The organism is Kitasatospora sp. NPDC086791 (assembly GCF_040685975.1).
GTDB lineage: Bacteria > Actinomycetota > Actinomycetes > Streptomycetales > Streptomycetaceae > Kitasatospora.
On record NZ_JBFBOC010000016.1, the window covers coordinates 47,926 to 69,001 of the forward strand.

General features: G+C 73.7%; 17 protein-coding genes and 1 pseudogene. 11 read left to right on the top strand and 7 right to left on the bottom strand.

Translation table 11 applies throughout. From position 1 onward, the window contains the following. Positions 1 to 64: 64 nt before the first annotated feature. A complete protein-coding gene (gene infC, locus AB0Q99_RS21455) occupies positions 65 to 802 on the bottom strand; it encodes a translation initiation factor IF-3 (protein ID WP_363574217.1) in 738 nt (245 codons plus the stop codon). Positions 803 to 1,281: 479 nt separating this feature from the next. Here infC and AB0Q99_RS21460 point away from each other — a divergent pair, with 479 nt between their 5' ends. Further along, complete coding sequence (locus tag AB0Q99_RS21460) at positions 1,282 to 1,659, top strand: DUF1844 domain-containing protein (protein ID WP_051829769.1); 378 nt, start codon at positions 1,282 to 1,284, stop codon at positions 1,657 to 1,659. Between the two features lie 120 nt (positions 1,660 to 1,779). Here AB0Q99_RS21460 and AB0Q99_RS21465 read toward each other — a convergent pair whose 3' ends face one another. Beyond that, on the bottom strand, positions 1,780 to 2,553 hold the full coding sequence (locus AB0Q99_RS21465) for an SseB family protein (protein WP_363574070.1): 774 nt from the start codon (positions 2,551 to 2,553) through the stop codon (positions 1,780 to 1,782). 90 nt (positions 2,554 to 2,643) lie between these two features. On the opposite strand from AB0Q99_RS21465, the gene AB0Q99_RS21470 reads away from it, so the two are divergent. The 3 genes from AB0Q99_RS21470 (at position 2,644) to AB0Q99_RS21480 (ending at position 5,501) form a co-directional block, all read left to right on the top strand. After that, positions 2,644 to 3,855 (top strand): alanine racemase, encoded by a 1,212-nt coding sequence (locus AB0Q99_RS21470; RefSeq protein WP_363574072.1) that lies wholly within the window; start codon positions 2,644 to 2,646, stop codon positions 3,853 to 3,855. 61 nt (positions 3,856 to 3,916) lie between these two features. Further along, a complete protein-coding gene (locus AB0Q99_RS21475; RefSeq protein WP_363574074.1) occupies positions 3,917 to 4,336 on the top strand; it encodes a hypothetical protein in 420 nt (139 codons plus the stop codon). 241 nt (positions 4,337 to 4,577) lie between these two features. Further along, positions 4,578 to 5,501 carry a lytic polysaccharide monooxygenase gene (locus AB0Q99_RS21480; protein WP_363574076.1) on the top strand — a complete coding sequence of 308 codons (924 nt, stop codon included), beginning with the start codon at positions 4,578 to 4,580 and terminating at the stop codon, positions 5,499 to 5,501. A gap of 146 nt (positions 5,502 to 5,647) precedes the next feature. Here the strand turns inward: AB0Q99_RS21480 and AB0Q99_RS21485 are convergent, their stop codons facing one another. The 3 genes from AB0Q99_RS21485 to AB0Q99_RS21495 form a co-directional block, all read right to left on the bottom strand. Beyond that, entirely contained in the window at positions 5,648 to 6,928 is a 1,281-nt protein-coding gene (locus AB0Q99_RS21485; RefSeq protein WP_363574078.1) for a DUF2510 domain-containing protein, read from the bottom strand. Between the two features lie 111 nt (positions 6,929 to 7,039). After that, positions 7,040 to 7,840 carry a 3-oxoacyl-ACP reductase gene (locus tag AB0Q99_RS21490; RefSeq protein ID WP_363574079.1) on the bottom strand — a complete coding sequence of 267 codons (801 nt, stop codon included), beginning with the start codon at positions 7,838 to 7,840 and terminating at the stop codon, positions 7,040 to 7,042. 94 nt (positions 7,841 to 7,934) lie between these two features. Beyond that, positions 7,935 to 9,350 carry a glutamine synthetase family protein gene (locus tag AB0Q99_RS21495; protein ID WP_363574081.1) on the bottom strand — a complete coding sequence of 472 codons (1,416 nt, stop codon included), beginning with the start codon at positions 9,348 to 9,350 and terminating at the stop codon, positions 7,935 to 7,937. 220 nt (positions 9,351 to 9,570) lie between these two features. On the opposite strand from AB0Q99_RS21495, the gene AB0Q99_RS21500 reads away from it, so the two are divergent. The 3 genes from AB0Q99_RS21500 (at position 9,571) to AB0Q99_RS21510 (ending at position 12,556) form a co-directional block, all read left to right on the top strand. Beyond that, complete coding sequence (locus tag AB0Q99_RS21500) at positions 9,571 to 10,344, top strand: gamma-glutamyl-gamma-aminobutyrate hydrolase family protein (protein WP_363574083.1); 774 nt, start codon at positions 9,571 to 9,573, stop codon at positions 10,342 to 10,344. A 194-nt stretch (positions 10,345 to 10,538) separates the two neighbouring features. Continuing rightward, positions 10,539 to 11,594: a cation diffusion facilitator family transporter gene (locus AB0Q99_RS21505; protein WP_363574085.1), complete on the top strand. Its 1,056-nt coding sequence runs from the start codon at positions 10,539 to 10,541 to the stop codon at positions 11,592 to 11,594. A 59-nt stretch (positions 11,595 to 11,653) separates the two neighbouring features. Beyond that, complete coding sequence (locus AB0Q99_RS21510; RefSeq protein WP_363574219.1) at positions 11,654 to 12,556, top strand: 5'-3' exonuclease; 903 nt, start codon at positions 11,654 to 11,656, stop codon at positions 12,554 to 12,556. 371 nt (positions 12,557 to 12,927) lie between these two features. Here the strand turns inward: AB0Q99_RS21510 and AB0Q99_RS21515 are convergent, their stop codons facing one another. Further along, on the bottom strand, positions 12,928 to 15,783 hold the full coding sequence (locus AB0Q99_RS21515; protein ID WP_363574221.1) for a DEAD/DEAH box helicase: 2,856 nt from the start codon (positions 15,781 to 15,783) through the stop codon (positions 12,928 to 12,930). A 357-nt stretch (positions 15,784 to 16,140) separates the two neighbouring features. Between AB0Q99_RS21515 and AB0Q99_RS21520 the strand changes: the two genes are divergently transcribed. After that, positions 16,141 to 16,515, top strand: a complete 375-nt coding sequence (locus AB0Q99_RS21520) for a hypothetical protein (RefSeq protein WP_363574086.1) — start codon at positions 16,141 to 16,143, stop codon at positions 16,513 to 16,515. 31 nt (positions 16,516 to 16,546) lie between these two features. Next, positions 16,547 to 16,864: pseudogene (locus AB0Q99_RS21525) on the top strand (metalloregulator ArsR/SmtB family transcription factor); the annotation flags it as partial. Between the two features lie 169 nt (positions 16,865 to 17,033). On the opposite strand, the gene AB0Q99_RS21530 reads toward AB0Q99_RS21525, so the two are convergent. Next, positions 17,034 to 18,251 carry an aminotransferase class V-fold PLP-dependent enzyme gene (locus AB0Q99_RS21530; protein WP_363574088.1) on the bottom strand — a complete coding sequence of 406 codons (1,218 nt, stop codon included), beginning with the start codon at positions 18,249 to 18,251 and terminating at the stop codon, positions 17,034 to 17,036. 97 nt (positions 18,252 to 18,348) lie between these two features. Between AB0Q99_RS21530 and AB0Q99_RS21535 the strand changes: the two genes are divergently transcribed. Together AB0Q99_RS21535 and AB0Q99_RS21540 are read left to right on the top strand one after the other, a co-directional pair. After that, positions 18,349 to 20,415, top strand: a complete 2,067-nt coding sequence (locus AB0Q99_RS21535) for a prolyl oligopeptidase family serine peptidase (protein WP_363574090.1) — start codon at positions 18,349 to 18,351, stop codon at positions 20,413 to 20,415. Between the two features lie 170 nt (positions 20,416 to 20,585). Then, positions 20,586 to 20,963, top strand: coding sequence for a YrdB family protein (locus AB0Q99_RS21540; RefSeq protein ID WP_363574092.1), 378 nt, complete (start codon positions 20,586 to 20,588; stop codon positions 20,961 to 20,963). Positions 20,964 to 21,076: the final 113 nt, after the last annotated feature.

The window sequence follows — 21,076 nt, forward strand, 5'->3', positions numbered from 1 at the left end:
GACCGGGCGGGACGCCCGGCACCGTGGGGGGCCGGTCTCCCGGGCCGCCCTGGCCGGTGAAGGCTCAGGCGCCCTGGGAGGCGGCCGGCTGCTCGACCGGAGCGTCGGCCTCGGCGGCCGGCGCCTCGACCGGGGCGTCGTCCTGCGCCTCGGCCGCCGCGTCGTCGGTCACCAGGTCCTCGGCCACCGCGTCGTCGTCCTCGAGGGCGGCGTCGGAACCGGGGGTCCGGCCCTGACGCTCGGCCTTGCGGGCGTCCGCGAGGGCGCGGGCCTCGGCCATCGCCTCGGTCTTCTTCTTGTGCGGGCCAAGGACCATGATCATGTTACGGCCGTCCTGCTTGGGCGAGGACTCGACGAAGCCCAGGTCCTGGACGTCGTCGGCGAGCCGCTGCAGCAGGCGGAAGCCCAGCTCGGGGCGGGACTGCTCACGACCGCGGAACATGATCGTGATCTTGACCTTGTCGCCCTGCTTGAGGAACCGGACGACGTGACCCTTCTTGGTGTCATAGTCGTGCGGGTCGATCTTCGGCCGGAGCTTCATCTCCTTGATGACCGTGTGCGCCTGGTTCTTGCGCGCTTCACGGGCCTTCATGGCCGACTCGTACTTGAACTTGCCGTAGTCCATGAGCTTGCACACCGGCGGCCGGGCGGTCGCCGCGACCTCGACCAGGTCGAGGTCGTACTCCTGTGCGAGCTCCAGCGCCTTGGCAAGCGGCACGATGCCGACCTGCTCGCCGCTGGGACCGACAAGTCGCACCTCCGGGACGCGAATCCGGTCGTTGATGCGGGGCTCGGTGCTGATGGGGCCTCCTCGGTTGCACCTTCTGCGATGCGGCCGTCGGACGGCGGTCGCACGTAGTGGACTCGACCACTGGGCGGGGCTTCATTCGTGCTGCGCTGCCCGGCGCCTTCCGGCACCATCTGCACCCGCGACACGAAAAAAGCCCCGCTCGGTTACAAGCGGGGCTCCACACAACCGGGGGCCGCGCCCGGTGAGGGGCGCTGCGGCGACTCGGCGCCAGGCGCCCGTCGCGGACCGGGACCCGTCGACCGCGAGGCCGATCGGGTGGGAGACTTTCGCGGTTGCCCTCTCGGGCCTCCTCAGTGGAGCCTCCACTTGCTGGCCAGGTGCCCATACGGGATCCCGGCCGGTCAGTCTCGAAGCATACAGCGCCGGGAGGTCGAACGCTAATGCGGCCCGGCGCACTGCCCGGCCGGCGCGCCGCGGGGCCCTTGTACGCTCCACGTGTACCCAACACGGCACGACGGAACGAGCCCCCCTTGAGCAGCGAGCCCACCCAGACCCCCGGCGCGGACGACGACGCGATCGGCTTCGACGACCTCACCCGCGACATCGCCGAGGTCCCGGCCGTCGAGGTGATCACCACCGTCGCCGTGCACCTGATGAGCGCCGCCGCCGTGAAGTGCGGCCTCGCCGAGGGCGGCGAGAAGGACAAGGACCTGGACGAGGCCCGCAAGCTGATCACCGCGCTGGCCGGGCTGGTCACCGCCGGTGCCCCGGAGATCAGCAACTTCCACGCCGCCCCGCTGCGCGACGGCCTGCGCTCGCTGCAGCTCGCCTTCCGCGAGGCCTCCCTCGTCCCGGACGCCCCGGGTGCGGGCCCGGGCGAGAAGTTCACCGGGCCGGTCTACTCCTGATCCCCGTCCGCACGGCAGCAGGGGGCGCGCCTCGACCGAGGCGCGCCCCCTGATCGTTCGCCACCATCGGCGCCCGGCTCCCACCGCCGGCGCCCGGTCCCCACCACCGGCGCCCGGTTCCTACCGCCGGTACAGCGGCTCCCCCGGCAGCTCCGCGTCCGCCGGCAGCACCGCGAGGTCCAGCCCCCGGTCCAGCCGCACCCGCAGCACCGGGTCGGCGGCCACCGCCTGCCCGACCCGCTGCGCGGCGGCCTGCAGGCCCGACTGGTCCAGCGCCGGGTCGAACACCACCGCGAGCACCCCGTCCGAGCCCCCGGAGGCCGCCAACAGCCCGGTGACCACCTGCGGCTCGGCCGCCAGCAGCGCCCGGACCGCCTCGCGCACCTCCGGGTCCCGCACCGGCGGCAGGAACGGGCGGTTCTCGGCGAGCGCCCGCAGCCGGGCGCCGGACAGCTGGAAGGCCACCGGCCCGGCCGGGTCGATCAGCAGGGTGTCGGCACGCTCCGAGAAGGCCACCATGGCGGCCTGCGGGGCCGCCGTCGGCGCCGGGCGGGCGTCGGCGCGCCAGCGGGCGAGCGACTCCAGCGATGTGAAGGCCGGCAGCGCGCGGCGCCCGTCCGGGGCCTCCAGCACCGGGACGGCCATGTCGCTGGTCTTCTCGTGCCGGTGCCCGTGCGCGTCCACCTCGACCTCGCCGAGAATCGCGACGATCGGGACCATCAGCCGGGTCGGGGTCAGCGCCGCCAGCACCTCGGGCTCCGCCGCGCGGTCCTGCGACCAGCGGGCGAGGGCCTCCGCGAGCGCCGGGTCGGCGGCGCCGTCGTCGTCGCCGAAACCGGGGTTCGGGATGTTCTTGCCGACGAACGCCGGGTTGGAGAAGTCTTTGCGGTCCACCCGGCGAGCCTATGCCACCGCACCGGACCGGCCCCATTTCCCTGCACGCGCCCCCTACCCACCGGTAGCCCGCTGTGGCACCCTGCGCCCATGGTGATCCTCGACGCGCCTGCCCCGGTCTCCGACCGCCTCCGGTACGACCGTGCCACCGCCCACCTGGACGGGCCGGTGGCCGTCGTGGACCTCGCGGCCTTCGACGCCAACGCCGCCGACCTGGTGCGCCGGGCCGGCGGCAAACCGGTCCGGGTCGCCAGCAAGTCGGTGCGCTGCCGGGCGCTGCTGGAACGGGTGCTGGCCGTGGACGGCTTCGCCGGGGTGATGAGCTTCACCCTCGACGAGTCGCTCTGGCTCGCCCGCACCGGCGTCCGCGACATCCTGCTCGCCTACCCCTCCGCCGACCGGGACGGCTTCGCCGCGCTGACCGCCGACCCGGCGGCCGCGCGCGAGATCACCGTCGTGCTGGACGACCCGGACCAGCTGGACCTGATCGACAAGGCCCGGGCCGGCGACGCCGAGGTGCGGGTCTGCCTGGAGCTGGACACCGCGCTGCACCTGCTGGGCGGCCGGGTCCGGGTCGGCGCCCGGCGCTCGCCGCTGCGCACCCCCGAGGACCTCGGCGCCTTCGCCGAACTCGTCCAGCGCCGCCGGGGCTTCCGGGTGGTCGGCCTGATGGCGTACGAGGGGCACGTGGCCGGCGTGGGCGACCGGGTGCCCGGACGGCCGGTGCGCTCGGGGCTGATCCGGCTGATGCAGGCCAAGGCCCGGACCGAACTGGCCGAGCGGCGCGCGGCGGTGGTCCGGCGGCTGCGGCAGGTGGCGGAGCTGGAGTTCGTCAACGGCGGCGGCACCGGCAGCGTGGAGTCCACCGTGGCCGAGCGCGCCGTCACCGAGGTGGCGGCCGGCTCCGGGCTGTACCTGCCGCAGCTGTTCGACAACTACCGCTCGTTCCGGGGCCGTCCGGCCGCCCTGTTCGGCCAGCCGGTGGTGCGCCGCCCCGGGGTCGGCGTGGTGACGGTGCTCGGCGGCGGCTACCCGGCCTCCGGCGCGGCCGGCCCGGACCGCTCACCCGTGCCGTACCTGCCGCCGGGCCTGCGCTACGACCCGATGGAGGGCGCCGGGGAGGTGCAGACCCCGCTGCTCGGTCCGGCCGCGGACGACCTGTTGATCGGCGACCGGGTCTGGTTCCGGCACGCCAAGGCGGGCGAACTCTGCGAGCGCTTCGCGGAACTGCACCTGATCGAGGGCGACCGCGTGGTCCGCACCGTCCCGACGTACCGGGGTGAAGGCAGGACGTTCCTCTGACGCTCCGTCCGCCCGTGACCTACCGTGGAGCCGACACCGCGGCAGCGACGAGGGGAGCGGCATGGACGGCGAGATCGTGCAGGAGATGGTGCGCTCGGGGGCCACGGCGGTGGCCGGCCTGATGGCCACCGCCGCCTGGAACCAGGCCAGTTCGAGGATCGTCCGACTGTTCGGGCGCGGCGAGCGGGACGAGGAGGCGAGCGCGGAGCTGGAGGTGATCCGCGCCGAGGTGCTGGAGGCCGACGGCGACGAGGAGGTCCTCGCCGACCAGGCCGCGGCCCTGCGCAACCGACTGCGCGCGCTGTTCCGGACGGACCCGCGGGCGGCCGAGGAACTCTTCGACATCCTCGCGGAGTTCGTGCCCGGGCGGTTCGAGAGGGAAACCGGCGGGACGTACGTCATCAACACCATCGACCGGAACTCGACCGTCAAGGGCGATCTGGTGATCCAGGCCGGCATCATCCACGATCTGCGGCGCTGACCTTTTCCCAGCCTTAACCGGGCCCGATGGAACGGCTAACGACGGCCTTCCATCGGGCCTTTGTGCTGCTCGGGGGCCTACAGTCCGTCAACAAGTGGTCCACGCGCGGCTATTGCCATCTGGTCCAGACCAATCCTACGCTCTGGCCGGGAGCCGTGCGCCGGGCCGACGGCTCCCGAACGGGCAGGCGTGCCCGTTCCCCCACACCCGCCCGGAACGACGGTCAAGGAGTCCCCACCCCATGTCCATCAAGCGAAGTGCCCTGTCCGTCGGCGTGGTCGGCGCCGCGGTCCTCGCGGTGGCCGCGACCACCGCCGGCACCGCCAGCGCCCACGGCACGATGACCAACCCCGTCAGCCGGGTCGCCGCGTGCTACGCGGAGAACCCCGAGCACCCGGTGTCCCAGGTCTGCAAGGACCTCGTCGCCGCGAGCGGCACCCAGCCGCTGTACGACTGGAACGAGGTCAACATCGCCAACGCCGCCGGCAACCACCAGGCGCTGATCCCGGACGGCAAGCTCTGCTCGGCCAACCGCGACAAGTACGCGGCGCTGGACTGGCCGCGCACCGACTGGCCCGCCACCCCGGTCAAGGCCGGCGCGTTCACCTTCCAGTTCCGCACCACCGCGCCGCACGTCGGCACCCAGACCGTCTACATCACCAAGCCGAGCTACGACCCCACCAAGCCGCTGAAGTGGTCGGACCTCGACCCGACCCCGGTGGCCCAGGTGCAGGTCGACCGCACCGCCACCAACGGCTACTACACCTACTCCGGCACCCTGCCGCAGCGCACCGGCCGCCAGCTGCTGTACATGGTCTGGCAGCGCAGCGACAGCCCGGAGGCGTTCTACAGCTGCTCCGACGTCGACTTCGGCGCGACCGCGGCGGCCGCCGCGGCTGCCCCGGCGCTCGCCGCGCAGGCCCCGGCCGCGCCCAGCGACGCCCAGATCGCGGCCGACGCCCCCAAGTCCACGGTCGCCCACCACGGCCACGGCGGGGACCCGAACGCCCCGGCCGGGCAGATCATCCCGACCTCCTCCGCCGCCGTGGCCGGTACCTCGGCCACCGGTCCGCTGCTGCTCGCGGGTGCCGCCGCGATCGGCGTCGGCTGGGCGGGCATGGTGCTCCGGCGCCGTCGCATCGAGGCTGTTCGACGCGACTCCTGACGCCGGACGCGGGCGCCGGGCCGGCCACACCCCCGTCCGGCCCGGTTCCCGCGGTTCCACGCAGCGTCCCGTGCGGACGTGAACGGCGGCGGCCCACCCGGAGGTTCCCCTCCGGGTGGGCCGCCGCCGTGTGAGGAGCGCGGGGCTCAGGTGGTGGTGCCCCCGGTGCCCCCGGTCCCGCCTGCGCCTGCGCCGGTCCCGGCGCCTCCGCCTGCGCCCGGACCCGAGCCCCGGCCGGTGCCCGGCAGCCCGGGGATGCCCGGCAGCTTGCCCTTGAAGTCGGTGATGCCCTTGACGACGGTGTCCATCACGGCGACGTCCGGCGCCTTGTCGGCGATGTCGAAGCCGAAGTGCACCGAGATCAGCGCCTTGCCGTCGGCGGAGGGGAAGACCACGGTCTGCACGTAGCCGTTGTTGCCCTTGGGCGCGTCCACCTTCCAGCGGACCAGGTAGCCGTCCTGGCCGTTGACCTTGACCGCCTCGGACTTCAGCTCCTGGTGCCCGGTGATGTCGCCGTACGACGACTTGGCGGTCGTGGCGATGTCGGCCTTGGCCGCCGCCTGGGCGTCGGTGCCGCCATCGTCGATCCGGCCGGTGTTCACCCCGCCGAGGGTGCACGTGCCACTGCCGTCGGCGCAGGCGTACGAACCGACGGTGATCATGGCGTAGCCGTCCGCGGTGGTACGGGCCTGCCAGCCGTTCGGGACCGGCAGGGTCAGCTTGTTCACCACGTCGATCGCGGCGTCGGCGCCCGGCCGGGCCTTGCCGTTCCCGTTGCCCCTGCCGCCGCCCTTGCCGTCCCCACTGCCGCCGTTGGCCCCGTTGCCACCGTTGGCTCCGTTGCCGCCACCACCGTTGCCGTCGCCGCCGAGGCCCGGGTAGCCGTCCCAGGGGCCGAAGCTGCCCCGCGGGGTGTGCTGGGCGGTCGGCCTGGACTTGTCACCGTGGCCGTCCATCGCGAGGTAGGTGATCCCCGAGCCCGCCGCCAGGCCGAGCAGGGCGGCCGCGACGGTCGCCACGACCAGCTTGGACGGCTTGCGCCGCTCCTTGCGCGGGGGAACGGGCGCACCGAAGGCGGGGCCGAAGGGCGGCGGCTCCGGGTAGCGGACGGTCGGGCCGCTCCCCAGGACCTCGCCCTCCAGCACCCGGGGCGGCTCGGCCGCCTCCGGCGCCGGGGCGCCGGTCTCCGGGGCCTCCGCCGGGGCTTCCGGGGCCACCGGAGCCTCGGGGACCTCCGGGGTGCCGACGGGCGCCGAAGCCCCGGCCGCCGGGGTGGACGCCTCGGGGACGGTCGACTCGGGGGCGTCCGAGGGCACGGGCCGGGTGTCGGCCGTCCAGCCCTTGCCGTCCCACCACCGCTGTGATCTCTGGTCGCCGGCGGGGTCCTTCGGGTCCGGGTACCACCCGGCGGGAATCTGCTCACTCACAGCAGAGAATCTAAAGGCAGCCGGATAAACGGGAAATCAGCGCGGCACGGAATTCCCCCGGTTTTCGATGAGATTACGGTGAGAAGGCCCGGCTCCCGCGCGCGGCGGCCCTCAGAGCGGGGTGACGTACGCCCCGGAGAGGCCGCCGTCCACCAGGAACTCGCTCGCCGTGATGAACGAGGAGTCGTCGCTGGCCAGGAACGCCACCGCGGCGGCGATCTCCTCGACCCGGGCGAACCGACCGAGCGGGATGTGCGCCAGCCGGCGGGCGGCCCCTTCCGGGTCCCCGGCGAGCAGTGCGCGCAGCAGCGGGGTGTCCACCGGCCCCGGGGAGAGCGCGTTGACCCGGATCCCCTCGCGCGCGAACTGCACGCCCAGCTCGCGGGACAGCGCGAGCACCCCGCCCTTGGCGGCGGTGTGGGCGATCCGCGAGGTCGCCGAGCCCATCCGGGCCACGATCCCGGCGGTGTTGATGATCGAGCCGCGCCCGTGCCGGCGCATGTACGGCAGCGCGGCCTTGCAGCACAGGTAGACCGAGGTCAGGTCGGCCTCCTGGACCTCGCGCCAGGCGTCCGGGCCGGTGGTCAGGATGGACCCGTCCGCCGGCGACGCGCCGCCCGCGTTGTTGAACGCGACGTCCACACCGCCGCAGGTCTCGTACGCCTCGTCGAACAGCGCCTCGACCATGGACGGGTCGGTGACGTCGGTGTGCACGAACAGTCCGCCGACCTCCTTGGCGGCGGCGCGTCCGGCCTGCTCGTCGAGGTCGGCGCAGACCACCTTCGCCCCCTCCGCGGCGAGCCGGCGGGCGGCGGCCAGGCCGATGCCGCTGCCGGCACCGGTGACCACGGCGGTCCGGCCGACCAGCCGGCGGCAGACCGCCTCGTCCCGCGCGGAGTGCTTCTCGCTCATCGGGCCGTCACTCCTCGTTCTGGGGGGCCGGGGCCTCACGTCCGTCGGCCATGCGTCACATCCGTCGTTCATGCTCACGTCCGTCGTTCATGCGTCACATCCGTTCGAAGGACCGGTAGCGCTCCCAGTCGGTGACCGAGCCGTCGTAGGCGGCCTGTTCGACCCGGGCCATGTTCAGGTAGTGGTCGACCACGTCGTCGCCGAAGGCCTCCCGGGCCAGTTCGCTCCCCGCCCACAACTCGGCGGCCTCGCGCAGCGATCCGGGCACCCGGGCGTACTCCTCGACCGCGTAGGCGTTGCCCAGGCAGGGCGCGGGCAGCTCCAGCTTGCGCTGCAGCCCGTACAGGCCGGCCGCGATCATCCCGGCGACGGCGAGGTACGGGTTGACGTCGCCGCCGGGCACCCGGTTCTCCAACCGCAGGCCGGAGCCGTGGCCGACCACCCGGTAGGCGCAGGTGCGGTTGTCGCGCCCCCAGGCGACGGCGGTCGGGGCGAAGGAGCCCGGGCGGTAGCGCTTGTAGGAGTTGATGTTCGGCGCGTAGAGCACGCTGAACTCGCGCAACACCTTCAGTTGGCCGGCCAGGAAGTGCCGCATGGTGTCGGTCATCCGGCCGTCCCGGTCGGCGAAGGCGGGGGCGCCGACGGCGTCGCGCAGCGAGAGGTGGATGTGGCAGCTGTTGCCCTCGCGCTCGTCGTACTTGGCCATGAAGGTGAGTGCGCAGCCGAGTTGGGCCGCGATCTCCTTGGCGCCGGTCTTGTAGACGCTGTGCTGGTCGCAGGCGGTGAGGGCGTCGCGGTAGCGGAAGGCGATCTCGTGCTGGCCGAGGTTGCACTCGCCCTTGGCGGACTCCACGACCAGGCCGGCGCCGGCCATCTCGTTGCGGATCCGGGAGAGCAGTGGCTCGACCCGGGCGGTGCCCAGCATCGAGTAGTCCACGTTGTAGAGGTTCGCCGGGGTCAGGCCGCGGTAGCCGCCGAGCCAGGCCTGCTCGTAGGTGTCGCGGAAGACCAGGAACTCCAGTTCGGTGCCGATGTCGGCGGCCAGGCCGTACTCGGCGAGCCGGGCGATCTGGCGGCGCAGCAGCTGGCGCGGGGCGGCGTCCACCGGGTGGCCGCCGTGCCGGGCGAGGTCCGCGGTGACCTGGGCGGTGCCGGGCTGCCAGGGGGTCAGCCGCAGGGTGCCCAGGTCGGGGCGCATCGCGAAATCGCCGTAGCCGGTGGCCCAGGAGGAGAAGGCGTAGCCGTCCACGGTGTTCAGGTCGACGTCGACGGCCAGCAGGTAGTCGCAGGCCTCGGCGCCGTGCTCGGCGACTTCGTCGAGGAAGAACCGGGCGGCGAAGCGCTTGCCCTGCAGGCGGCCCTGCATGTCGGTGAAGGCGAGCGCCACGGTGTGCACCTCGCCGGCGTCCACCAGGGTGCGCAGTTCGTCCAGGGTCAGCGGCGGCCGGGGCGACGACCCTGCGGCGGTGCTCCCGGGTGCGGCGTTCTCGGACTCGGTGTTCTCGGACATGGCGGGACCCCTCCTTCCTCGGTGTCCTCGAATTCCTCGGATTGCTCGGGTCGCTCAGGTCGCTCGGGCTGCCCGGATCCATCGATCACTCTTCGAGATCACGCGGTCACAGCGAACCGTACGGCCTGCGACTCGCGGGGCGGAAGAGGGCGGACGGGCGTGGCGCGCCGAGGCTCGTGGTTGACGGTGGATCAGAGGGTTCGGGAGGAGAATGCGCGCCATGGATCGCAGGCCTTTGATCGGCGTCAGCACCTACCTGGTCGACGCGAGCTGGAGCGACTGGCGGGGGCGCCGGGTGGCCCTCGTCCCGGAGCGGTACACCGCGTACGTCCAGGACTCCGGCGGGATCGCCGTCCTGCTGCCGCCGGACGCCCCGGAACGCGCCCCGGAGGTGCTGGCGCGGCTGGACGCGCTGGTCATCGTGGGCGGGCCGGACATCGACCCGGCGTACTACGGGGAGCCGGCCCACCCGGCGAGCGAGGTGGACTCGCCGGAGCGGGACGCCTGGGAGGTCGCGCTGCTGCGGGCCGCGCTGGCGGCCGGGATGCCACTGCTGGGCATCTGCCGCGGGATGCAGGTCCTGAACGTGGTGTGCGGCGGGACGCTGGTGCAGCACCTGCCGGACGTGCTGGCGGCGGACGTGCACGGCGGGTCGCCGGGGAAGTACGGCTCGCACCCGGTGCGGCCGGTGCCGGGGACGCTGCTGGGCGGGCTGCTGCCGGAGTGCGAGCTGGAGGTGCCGACCTTCCACCACCAGGCCGTCGACCGGGTCGGCGCGGGCCTGCGGGTGAGCGCCCACGCGCCGGACGGCACGGTGGAGGCGGTGGAGGGGCCGGGGTTCACGCTCGGCGTGCAGTGGCACCCGGAGCAGGGGGACGACCTGCGGCTGATGCGGGCCCTGGTCCGGGCGGCCACCGCCGCGGCCCTGGACGCGGTGGTCCCGGACGCCGCCGCCACGGACGCCGGGGTCCTCGACCCGGTCGCGCTGGGCTAGCTCAACTGGGCACGGAAGCAGGGGATTTCGGCTGGTCGCAGGGGTGCGGCCTGCACCGGGTGCGGCCACCCGAACGGCAACGACAACGGTCACCAGTACAGCCTTTGGATCTTTGTCGATTCTGCGGTTCACTTCGGTTGCAGGGCGGTCGCGCCGCGCCCCTGTTCCCATCCGTGCGCCCAGAGAGGACTTCCATGGCCGGGCACGAGCATTCGCGCGATGATCATGCGCATGACCACACGCAGTCGAACGGGCACGCGCACGGCGGCCACGGCCACGGCGGGCACTCGCACGGTGTCTCCGCCGACGCGGACCGCCGCTGGCTGCTCAGCGCCCTCGCCCTGATCCTCGTCTTCATGGCCGGCGAGGTCGTGGTCGGCTTCGCCGCCCAGTCCCTCGCGCTGATCTCCGACGCGGCGCACATGCTCACCGACGCCGCCTCGATCGTGCTGGCCCTGGTCGCGATGCGGCTCGCCGCCCGCCCGGCCCGCGGCGGCTACACCTACGGCCTCAAGCGCGCCGAGATCCTCTCCGCGCAGGCCAACGGGGTCACCCTGCTGGTGCTCTCGGCCTGGCTGGGCTACGAGGCCGTCACCCGGCTGATCCATCCGCCGGACGTCACCGGCTCGCTGGTGCTGGTCACCGCGCTGGTCGGGATCGTGGTCAACATCGCGGCCGCCTGGTGCATGTCCAAGGCCAACCGCAGCTCGCTGAACGTCGAGGGCGCCTTCCAGCACGTCCTGACCGACCTGTACGCGTTCATCGCCACCGCCGTCGCCGGTCTGATCGTGCTGCTCACCGGCTTCGGCCGGGCCGACGCGATCGCCTCGCTGATCGTGGTCGGGCTGATGCTCAAGGCGGGCATCGGGCTGGTCCGGGACTCCGGGCGGATCTTCCTGGAGGCCGCCCCGGCCGGGATCGACCCGGACGTGGTGGCCGACCGGATGGTCACCGAGCCGCTGGTCGAGGAGATCCACGACCTGCACATCTGGGAGATCACCTCGGGGCAGCCCGCGCTGTCCGCGCACATCCTGGTCACCCCCGGCGGCGACTGCCACGCCGTCCGGCGCCGGCTCCAGCGCCGGCTGGCCGACGAGTACGCCATCACCCACAGCACCCTGCAGGTCGACCACGTCGGCGAGGACGAGGCGGGCGCGCTGCTGCAGATCGTCGCCCCCGGCGACACCGCCGCCGAGCACTGCGCCGACGCCCACGGCCCGGTCCACCGCGCCGGACCGCACGAGCACTGAGAAGCGTCCGCCCGTCGGTGCGGTACGGCATGATCTGTGACGTGACCGCACCGCGACTGATGCTGCTCGACTCCGCCAGCCTGTACTTCCGGGCCTACTTCGGCGTACCGGACACCCTGCGCTCGCCGCAGGGCGAGCCGGTCAACGCCGTCCGCGGCCTGCTGGACTTCATCGCCCGGCTGGTCCACGACCACCGCCCCGACCGGCTGGTCGCCTGCATGGACGCCGACTGGCGCCCGCAGTGGCGGGTGGACCTCATCCCCTCGTACAAGACCCACCGGGTCGCCGAGGCCGCCGCGGACGGCGAGGAGGAGGTGCCCGACACCCTGGCCCCGCAGGTCCCGGTGATCGAGCAGGTGCTGGACGCGCTCGGCATCGCCCGGGTCGGCTCCCCCGGCTACGAGGCGGACGACGTGATCGGCACCCTCACCGCCCGCGCCGAGGGGCCGGTGCAGATCGTCACCGGCGACCGCGACCTCTTCCAGCTGGTGGACGACGCCCGCGGGATCACCGTGCTCTACCCGGTCAAGGGCATGGGCAACCTGCAGGTCACCGACGACGCGCTGCTGCTGGAGAAGTACGGCGTGCGCGGCGCCCAGTACGCCGACATGGCCGCCCTGCGCGGGGACCCGTCGGACGGCCTGCCCGGGGTCAAGGGCATCGGCGAGAAGACCGCCGCCCAGCTGATCAACGAGTACGGGGACCTCCCGGCCATCCGCGCCGCCGCGCTCGACCTGGGCTCCGGGCTCACGCCGGCCCGCCGCCGCAACCTCGTCGAGGGCGCCGCCTACCTCGACGTCGCCCCCACCGTCGTCCGCGTCGCCACCGACGCCCCCCTCCCCGCCTTCGACCCCGACCTCCCCCGCGAACCCCTCGACCCGATGACCCTCGAGGAACTCTCCACCCGCTGGGGCCTCGGCACCTCCCTGGACCGCGTCCTGGAGGCCCTGGCCACCCGCTGAGCCCCGCAGCCCATGGAGCGTCGTGGCCGCCAAGGTCATCGCCGTGGCGTGTGGAACACCCGGGAAGTCGACCGGCCCGACGTCCTACGCGACCTCGCACACTCGCGTTGCCGAAGCGGCGACCCAGAGGAATCCCCTGTGGAACCTCCGGAGGCCCTGAAGCGCTTGTCTCCTGTCACGGCGCGCGGATCTTCGCCGGCTCGACAGCGAGGACCGAGGCGCCTTCGTGTGCGCGGGACGTCGGCGCGGTCGCCTTCCTGCGCGGCACTGTCGCCGCTTCGGTCTGAGCCGAGGCGGGGGCGGGGGTGGGAGGCGGAGGGGCCCCGGTCGTTCGTGGAGGTGAACGGGCGGGGCCCCTCGGGGTGGTTCGGCTAGCCCACGGAGGAGTAGGCGATGATGCCGCGGCGGAGGCCGTCGATGGCCTTGCGGGCGGTCCGGCGGAGTTCGGCGTCCTCGCCGGCGGCGTCCTGGATCTGGCCGAGGACGTCGATCAGCTGCTTGGTCCAGCGGACGAAGTCGCCGGCCGGCATCTCGGCGTCGCGCAGGACCTGGTCCAGGCTGTGGCCGAGCGCCCAGCGGTAGGCGGCCCAGGCGAAGCCCAGGTCGGGCTCGCGCTGGCCGACGCCCTCGGCGGTGTTGATCCGGTGCTGCTCCTCCAGGGCGTCCAGGTGGCCCCAGATCCGGACCATCTTGCCGAGCGCATCCTTGGCCGCGCCCTCCGGCACCCGGGGGGCGCCGGCGTCGTCGGACTGGCGGGCCTCGTAGACCAACGCCGAGGCGCAGGCGGCGAGTTCGGCGGCGGCCAGGCCGCTCCAGACGCCCTCGCGGATGCACTCGGAGGCGAGCAGGTCGAGTTCGCCGTAGAGCCGGCCGAGCCGGCGGCCGTCGTCGGTGACGGTGTCGCCGCTCAGGTAGCCGAGGTCGGTGAGCAGGGCGCAGACCCGGTCGAAGGTGCGGGCGATGGTGTGGGTGCGCGAGCGCATCCGGCGTTCCAGCAGCTCGGTGTCCCGGTGCAGCCGGTGGTAGCGCTCGGCCCAGCGGGCGTGGTCCTCGCGGTCGGAGCAGCCGTGGCAGGGGTGCTGGCGCAGCTCCGTCCGCAGCCGGGTGATCTCCGGGTCGTCGGCGGCGGCCGCGCGGCCGCGGCGGAACCGCTCGGGCTCCAGGTGGCCGGCCTTGGTGCGCAGCGCGGAGGCGAGGTCCCGGCGGGACTGCGGGCTGCGCGGGTTGAAGGACTTGGGGATGCGGACGCGCTCGATCGCGGCGACCGGGTGCGGGAAGTCGATCATCGCGAGCCGCTTGACCTGGCGCTCGGCGGTGAGCACCACCGGGCGCGGGCCGTCCTGGTAGTCGGGGTGGCGCCGGTCGCCCCGGCCGGAGCGGTCGACCGGGGGCAGGCCCGGGTCGAGGACCAGGGCGAGGCCGGCGAACTTGCCGGTGGGGACGTGGATGACGTCGCCCGGCTTGAGCTGCTCGATGGACTCGACGGCGGCCGAGCGGCGCTGGCTGCTGCCCTCGCGGGCCAGCTCGTTCTCGCGGTCCTTGAGCCGGCGGCGCAGCGCCATGTACGCGTCGAAGTCGCCGAGGTGGCAGGTCATCGACTCGCGGTAGCCCTCCAGCCCCTCCTCGTTGCGCTGCACCTGGCGGGCGATGCCGACCACCGAGCGGTCCGCCTGGAACTGGGCGAAGGAGGTCTCCAGCAGCTCGCGCGAGCGGTGCCGACCGAACTGGGAGACCAGGTTGACGGCCATGTTGTAGGAGGGCCGGAACGAGGACTTCAGCGGGTAGGTGCGGGTGCCGGCCAGGCCGGCCAGTGCCTCCGGGTCGAGGCCGCGCTGCCAGAGCACCACGGCGTGGCCCTCGACGTCGATGCCGCGCCGCCCGGCCCGGCCGGTGAGCTGGGTGTACTCGCCGGGGGTGATGTCGGCGTGGGTCTCGCCGTTCCACTTGACCAGCTTCTCCATGACCACCGAGCGGGCGGGCATGTTGATGCCCAGCGCCAGGGTCTCGGTCGCGAAGACGGCCTTGACCAGGCCCTTCACGAAGAGCTCCTCGACGACCTCCTTGAACCGCGGCAGCATCCCGGCGTGGTGGGCGGCGATGCCGCGCTCCAGCCCGTCCAGCCACTCGAAGTAGCCGAGGACGTGCAGGTCCTCGTCGGGGATGTCGGCGCAGCGCTCCTCGACGATCGACCGGACCAGGGCGCGGTCGGCGTCCTTGTTGAGCCGCAGCCCCGAGCTGAGGCACTGCTGGACGGCGGCCTCGCAGCCGGCCCGGCTGAAGATGAAGGTGATCGCGGGCAGCAGGCCCTCGGCATCGAGCCGGTCGATGACGTCCACCCGGCCCGGCGTCCAGACCCGGCCGGGACGGCCGTTGGGCATCGAGCGGCCCCGGCCGCGGCCGAAGCGGTCGCGGGGGTTGCGGTCGAGCTCGGAGCGGGCGAGCCGGACCAGCTCGGGGTTGACGGCCTTGCCGGGGTTCTTCAGGTTGTTCTTGGGGCGGCCGTCCCGGTCCGGGTCGGCGAACAGGTCGTACATCCGGTTTCCGGCCATCACGTGCTGCCACAGCGGCACCGGGCGGGTCTCGGAGACGATCACCTTGGTGCCGCCGCGCACGGTGTCCAGCCAGTCGCCGAACTCCTCGGCGTTGGAGACGGTCGCGGAGAGCGAGACGAGGGTGACCGACTCGGGGAGGTGGATGATGACCTCCTCCCAGACGGCGCCGCGGAAGCGGTCGGCGAGGTAGTGCACCTCGTCCATCACGACGTAGCCGAGGCCGTCGAGGGTGCTGGAGCCCGCGTAGAGCATGTTGCGCAGCACCTCGGTGGTCATCACCACCACGGGGGCGTCGCCGTTGACGGTGTTGTCGCCGGTGAGCAGGCCGACCTTGGCGGCGCCGTAGCGCTTGACCAGGTCCCCGTACTTCTGGTTGGACAGCGCCTTGATCGGGGTGGTGTAGAAGCACTTGCGCCCGGCGGCCAGGGCCAGGTGCACGGCGAACTCGCCGACGATGGTCTTCCCCGAGCCGGTCGGGGCGGCGACCAGGACGCCCGAGCCGGCCTCCAGCGTCTCGCAGGCCTCCAGCTGGAAGTCGTCCAGCGGGAAGTCGTACAGCTGCTGGAAGCCGTACAGGGCGGTGGCCTGCTCCTTGGCCCGGCGGCGGCTGGCCGCGTACGCCTCGGCGGGGCTGAGCTCCCGGTCGTCCTGGGGCTCTGGATCAGGGGTGTTCATCGCCGTCCGGGTGTGGTTGGTGTGATCTCGCATCTCAGCGAGAGGTTACCCGGGAGGACCGACATCGATAGCACCGTTTTTCCGGGGTGCGGTCGACCGCCGGATCGACGCCGGGTCGACCCGGGATCGGTCGGACGACCGGCCGCCGGACCGGTCGCCGGATCGGTCGGCTGATCGGTCGGTTGATCGGTCGCACAATCATCACGGGATCAGTTCTCTCTCAGATCCATAGTTGCAAATGTCTTCAAGTGATCACAGACCAGTCGGATTCGAACGACTTCGTTCATCGCCGGTGAACCTCCGCCCAAGCTCCGTACCTTCGAGGTCACAACCACCAACCACGGGAGGACAGCCACGATGGCGAACCTGGAGACGTCCCTCAAAGAAGCCATGTCGATCGACGGCGCGATCGGCGTCGCCCTGGTCGACTACGGCAGCGGCATGGCGCTCGGCAGCCTCGGCGACGGCGGCGAACTGGACCTCAACGTCGCCTCTGCCGGGAACACCGACGTGGTCCGCGCGAAGATGCGGGCGATGGAGATGCTCAACCTGCACGACAACGAGATCGAGGACATCCTGATCAGCCTGACCAACCAGTACCACATGGTCCGGCCGATCACGACGCCCTCCGGGCGCGGACTGTTCCTCTTCCTGGCGCTCAACCGCAGCCGCTCCAACCTCGCGATGGCCCGCCACAAGCTCAAGCGGATCGAGATGTCACTGGAGATCTGAACCCGGGACGGACACCAGGAAGGGGGGCCTCGTGACGGTGGCGCTCTACCAGGCCAAGGCCGAGTTCTTCCGGATGCTCGGCCATCCCGTCCGGATCCGGGTGCTGGAACTGCTCCAGGCCGGGCCGACGCCCGTCCGCTGTCTGCTCACCGAGCTGGAGATCGAGCCCTCCAGCCTGTCGCAGCAGCTCGCGGTGCTGCGCCGGTCCGGCATCGTCACCGCCACCCGGGACGGCAGCACGGTGGTCTACGCACTGGCCGGCGGTGACGTCGCCGACCTGCTGCGGGCGGCCCGGCGGATCCTCACCGGGCTGCTCGCGGACCGGAACCTGCTGCTCGCGGAACTGCGGGCGGACCCGGACCAGGAACCGGAAGCGGGACCGGAGCCGGAGCACAGCCAGGAGCCGGAGCCGGTTCAGGAGCCGATCCAGGCCCCTGGGCCGGACCGGCCCGCGCCGGGCCCGGAGCAGGACCGGCCGGCCCCCGGAGCGGAACCGGCCGACCCCCGGACCGGACCGGCTAGCCCTTGAGCACCTCGGCCAGCCCGTCCGCCAGCCGCTCGTACTCCGCCGGCCGGTTGTACAGCTGGGCACTGATCCGCAGCACCCCGCCGCCGGCCCAGGGGCGGGCGGCGATCCGGGTGCGCAGCCGCCGCCACACCTCGGCCACCAGCGCCCGGGCCTGCGCTTCGGTCTCGCCGTGGCCGGCCGGCAGCCGGACGGAACGCATCCACACCCCCGGCGTCGAGGGCAGCGGCGCCAGCCCCGCGCGCTCGGCCAGCGCCCGCCGACCGTACGCGGCGAGCGCGGTGTTGTGCGCGGCCACCGCCGCCGGGCCGAGCGCGCGGAGCAGCTCGAAGCCGGCCGGGGCGGCCAGCCAGGGCGTGTAGTCGCAGGTGCCGCGCCACTCGACGTTGCCCGGGAAACCCTTGTCGTGCTCCCAGGACAGCGCCAGCGGGCGCACCCGGCCGGTCCACTCGGGGCGGACGGAGAGCACGCCGGTGGCGCGCGGGGCGAAGGCCCACTTGTGCAGGTTGCCGAACCAGAAGTCCGCGTTCGGGTCGACCGGGGCGGGCAGCATGCCGGGCGCGTGGGCGCCGTCGACGACGGTGGTCACGCCGCGTCCGCGCAGTTCGGCGAGCAGGGCCGGACCGGCCACCAGGCGGGCGGTGGGCGAGGTGAGCTGGTCCAGGACGGCGACGGTGGTGCGCGCGTCCACGGCGGCGAGCACGGCCTCCCGGACGGCCTCCTCGTCCGGGGCGTCCAGCGGGACGCGGGCCACCACCACCTCGGCCCCGGTCTCGGCGGCCTTGCGGGCGACGGCCTGGGTCACCGCGCCGTAGCCGTGGTCGGTGACCAGGATCCGGTCGCCGGGGGCGAGCGGCAGGCTGTCCAGGGCGATCGCGACCGCCTCGGTGACGTTGGCGACGAGGGCGAGGCGGTCCGGATCGGTACCCAGGTCGGCGGCGAGCAGGGTCCGGGCGGCGGCGATCCGGGCCGGGAGGTCGGCGAAGAAGCCGTCCGGGTCGAGCTCGTGCTCGGTCCGCAGTCGCTCCTGCGCCCGCTGCACCGGGACGGGCACGGCGCCGAACGACCCGTGGTTCAGGTGCGCCGCGTCGGCCGACACGCTGAACAGGCCCTCGGCGGCGAGCAGCGGAGCCGGGGGCTCGGCGGGCGCAGCCGGGGGTTCGGCGGGCAGCGGGGCCGGGGGCTCGGCGGCCGACAGGTCCTCGATCACGGTTTCCTCCGCTCGTACGGCACACATCAAGCGATGTGTGACATTTCACATGGCAGACTACTGGTCGGGGCGCGCACCGCGCGACCACGATCGGGCCGTGACCATCACCGACGCCTTCCTTGCCCTCAGCGCCCGAACCGGCCGGTTCGGCCACGGCGCGCCGCGCGCGTACACCCTCGCCGAGGACGGTACCCGGCTGCTGCTGCTCCGCTCGACCGGCCCCGAGGACCCGGTCGACCGCCTCCACCTCCTCGACATCCCCACCGGCGAGGAACGACCGGTCGCCGATCCGGCCGCGCTGCTGCCCGGCCGCACCGGCCGCCGTGACGACCTGCCCGCCGTCGAGCGCCGCCTGCGCGAGCGCACCCGGCTGGTCGCCGCCGGCATCGGCACCTACGCGGCCACCGCCGACCTCGCGATCGCCGTCTTCACCCTCGACGGCCGGCTGTTCCGCACCGACACCGCCGCCGGCACCAGCGACGAACTCCCGGTCGCCGGGCCCGCGTTCGACCCCCGCCCGGACACCACCGGCCAGCGCGTCGCCTACGTCGCCGACGACGCCCTGTACGTCACCCCCGGCCTCGAACCGCTCTCCCCCGCCGACGGCGCCCGCTGGGGCGTCGCCGAGTTCGCCGCCGCCGAGGAGCTCGGCCGCACCCGGGGCCACTGGTGGCGCCCGGACGGCGGCGCGCTGCTGGCCGCCCGGGTGGACGAATCCGCCCTCCCCCGGCGCCACTTCGCCGACCCGGCCCGCCCCGCCGAGGCGCCCGAGGATTTCGCCTACCCGCAGGCCGGCGGCCCCAACGCGGACGTCCAGCTCTGGGTCCTCGGCCTCGACGGCAGCCGGATCCAATTGCGCTGGGACGCCGACGAGTTCCCGTACCTCTGCGCCGCCACCTGGGCCTCCGACCACGAGGTGCTGCTCACCGTCGCCGACCGGCCGCAGCAGAACGTGCTGCTGCTCGGCGCCGACCCGGCGACCGGCGTGACCCGCGAACTCTCCCGCACCACCGACGAGTTCTGGGTGGACGAGCTGCCCGGCACCCCCGACCGGCTGCCCGACGGCCGACTGCTCACCGTCCACGACACGCCGCAGGCCCGCGGCCTCGCCCTGGACGGCAAGCCGCTGGACACCACCGGGCTGCAGATCCGCCGGGTGGTCGGGCGGCTGCACGGCCGACTGCTCTGCGAGACCGGCCAGGGCGACCCCGCCGACCAGTACGTCCACCTGATCGACCCGGACGGCGGCGCACCCGAACTCCTCACCACCGGCCCCGGCGTGCACTCCGCCCTCGCCGCCGCCGACACCCTGCTGCTCACCTCGGCCTCCGCCGACGGGGTCCTCCGCCGCGTCCTGCGCGCCGGCCGTGAGCTGCCGCTCACCGACCTCGGCGCCGAACTGCCGTACCGGGTCAGCCCGTTGCTCGCCCGGGTGACCGACCGCGGTCTGCCGACCGCGCTGGTGTACCCGCGCGACCACGTCCCCGGCCGCCGGCTGCCCGTCCTGCTGGACGTCTACGGCGGGCCCGGCCACCAGGCCGTGGCCGCCGAACCGCGCCGCTGGCAGCTCCGCCAGTGGTGGGCCGACCAGGGCTTCGCCGTGGTCACCACCGACAACCGCGGCACCCCGTTCGTCTCCCCGGACTTCAGCCGGGCGATCTTCCGCCGCTTCTCCCGGGCAGCCCTGGACGACCAGGTCGACGCCCTGCACGCGCTCGCCGCGCACCACCCGGACCTCGACCTCGGCCGGGTCGGCGTGCGCGGCTGGTCGTACGGCGGCTACTTCGCCGCGCTCGCCGTGCTGCGCCGCCCGGACGTCTTCCACGCCGCCTGCGCGGGCGCCCCGCCCACCGACTTCCGCCAGTACGACACCGCGTACACCGAGCGCTACCTGGGCCTGCCGCAGGACAACCCCGAGGGCTACGCCGGCGACTGCCTGCTCACCGACGCGCCCGGCCTGACCAGGCCGCTGCTGCTGATCCACGGCCTGGCCGACGACAACGTCCACCCCTCGCACACCCTGCTGCTCTCCCAGGCACTCACCGAGGCCGGCCGCCCGCACGCGGTGCTCCCGCTGCCGGGCGTCACCCACATGACCCCGGACGGGATGAACGAGCGGCTGAGCCTGGCCGAACTCGCCTTCCTGAAGGACTCCCTGGGCTGATCCGCCGCGCCGGGACCCTCACGCCGACTGATCCGTCGCGCCGGGATCCTCCCACCGGGCCGCTCCGTCGCGCCACCCGGGCGGATCCGTTGCGCCGCCCGGGCCGGACTGCGACACTCCGCGTGATCGCCACCCGGCCCGGGCGGCGCGGTCGAACGGGGAGAGCGCGGATGAGGATCGACAGACCCGGCCCGGTCGGACAGCGGCAGTGGACCCCGCTGACCGCCGGCAACGCCGGCCTCGCCTTCGGGCTGGAGCTGGCCATGCTGGCGGCCCTCGGCTACTGGGGCTTCAAGACCGGTTCCGGCCCGGGCACCCGGCTGCTGCTGGGGCTCGGCGCACCGGCCCTGGCGGCCGCCGTCTGGGGCCTGTTCCTGGCCGCGGGCGGGCCGGCCTTCCGGCTGCCGCTCGCCGCGGAGATCGTGCTCAAGCTGCTGACGCTCGGCACGGCCGCGCTCGCCCTGCACGCCACCGGGCGGACCACGCTCGCGGTGGTGTACGGCGTGCTGGTGGTGGTCAGCGTGGCCGTCGAGTACACCACCCGCTGACGACACGTCCGACCAGCGGCAGGACCGCTGACGAAACGACACGAGGCCACGCCGACAGGGGCGTCGCACCTCCGGGTGCGGCGCCCTTCCGCTTGCCCCGGACACCTTCCATG

What these genes read in the sequence shown, in the direction of transcription:
- AB0Q99_RS21490 (WP_363574079.1), bottom strand. Translation starts at nt 7,840, where the DNA reads ATGAGCGAGAAGCACTCCGCGCGGGACGAGGCGGTCTGCCGCCGGCTG.
- AB0Q99_RS21500 (WP_363574083.1), top strand. Translation starts at nt 9,571, where the DNA reads ATGGATCGCAGGCCTTTGATCGGCGTCAGCACCTACCTGGTCGACGCG.
- AB0Q99_RS21470 (WP_363574072.1), top strand. Translation starts at nt 2,644, where the DNA reads ATGGTGATCCTCGACGCGCCTGCCCCGGTCTCCGACCGCCTCCGGTAC.
- AB0Q99_RS21540 (WP_363574092.1), top strand. Translation starts at nt 20,586, where the DNA reads ATGAGGATCGACAGACCCGGCCCGGTCGGACAGCGGCAGTGGACCCCG.
- AB0Q99_RS21475 (WP_363574074.1), top strand. Translation starts at nt 3,917, where the DNA reads ATGGACGGCGAGATCGTGCAGGAGATGGTGCGCTCGGGGGCCACGGCG.
- AB0Q99_RS21495 (WP_363574081.1), bottom strand. Translation starts at nt 9,350, where the DNA reads ATGTCCGAGAACACCGAGTCCGAGAACGCCGCACCCGGGAGCACCGCC.
- AB0Q99_RS21505 (WP_363574085.1), top strand. Translation starts at nt 10,539, where the DNA reads ATGGCCGGGCACGAGCATTCGCGCGATGATCATGCGCATGACCACACG.
- AB0Q99_RS21510 (WP_363574219.1), top strand. Translation starts at nt 11,654, where the DNA reads ATGCTGCTCGACTCCGCCAGCCTGTACTTCCGGGCCTACTTCGGCGTA.
- AB0Q99_RS21515 (WP_363574221.1), bottom strand. Translation starts at nt 15,783, where the DNA reads ATGAACACCCCTGATCCAGAGCCCCAGGACGACCGGGAGCTCAGCCCC.
- AB0Q99_RS21520 (WP_363574086.1), top strand. Translation starts at nt 16,141, where the DNA reads ATGGCGAACCTGGAGACGTCCCTCAAAGAAGCCATGTCGATCGACGGC.
- AB0Q99_RS21480 (WP_363574076.1), top strand. Translation starts at nt 4,578, where the DNA reads ATGTCCATCAAGCGAAGTGCCCTGTCCGTCGGCGTGGTCGGCGCCGCG.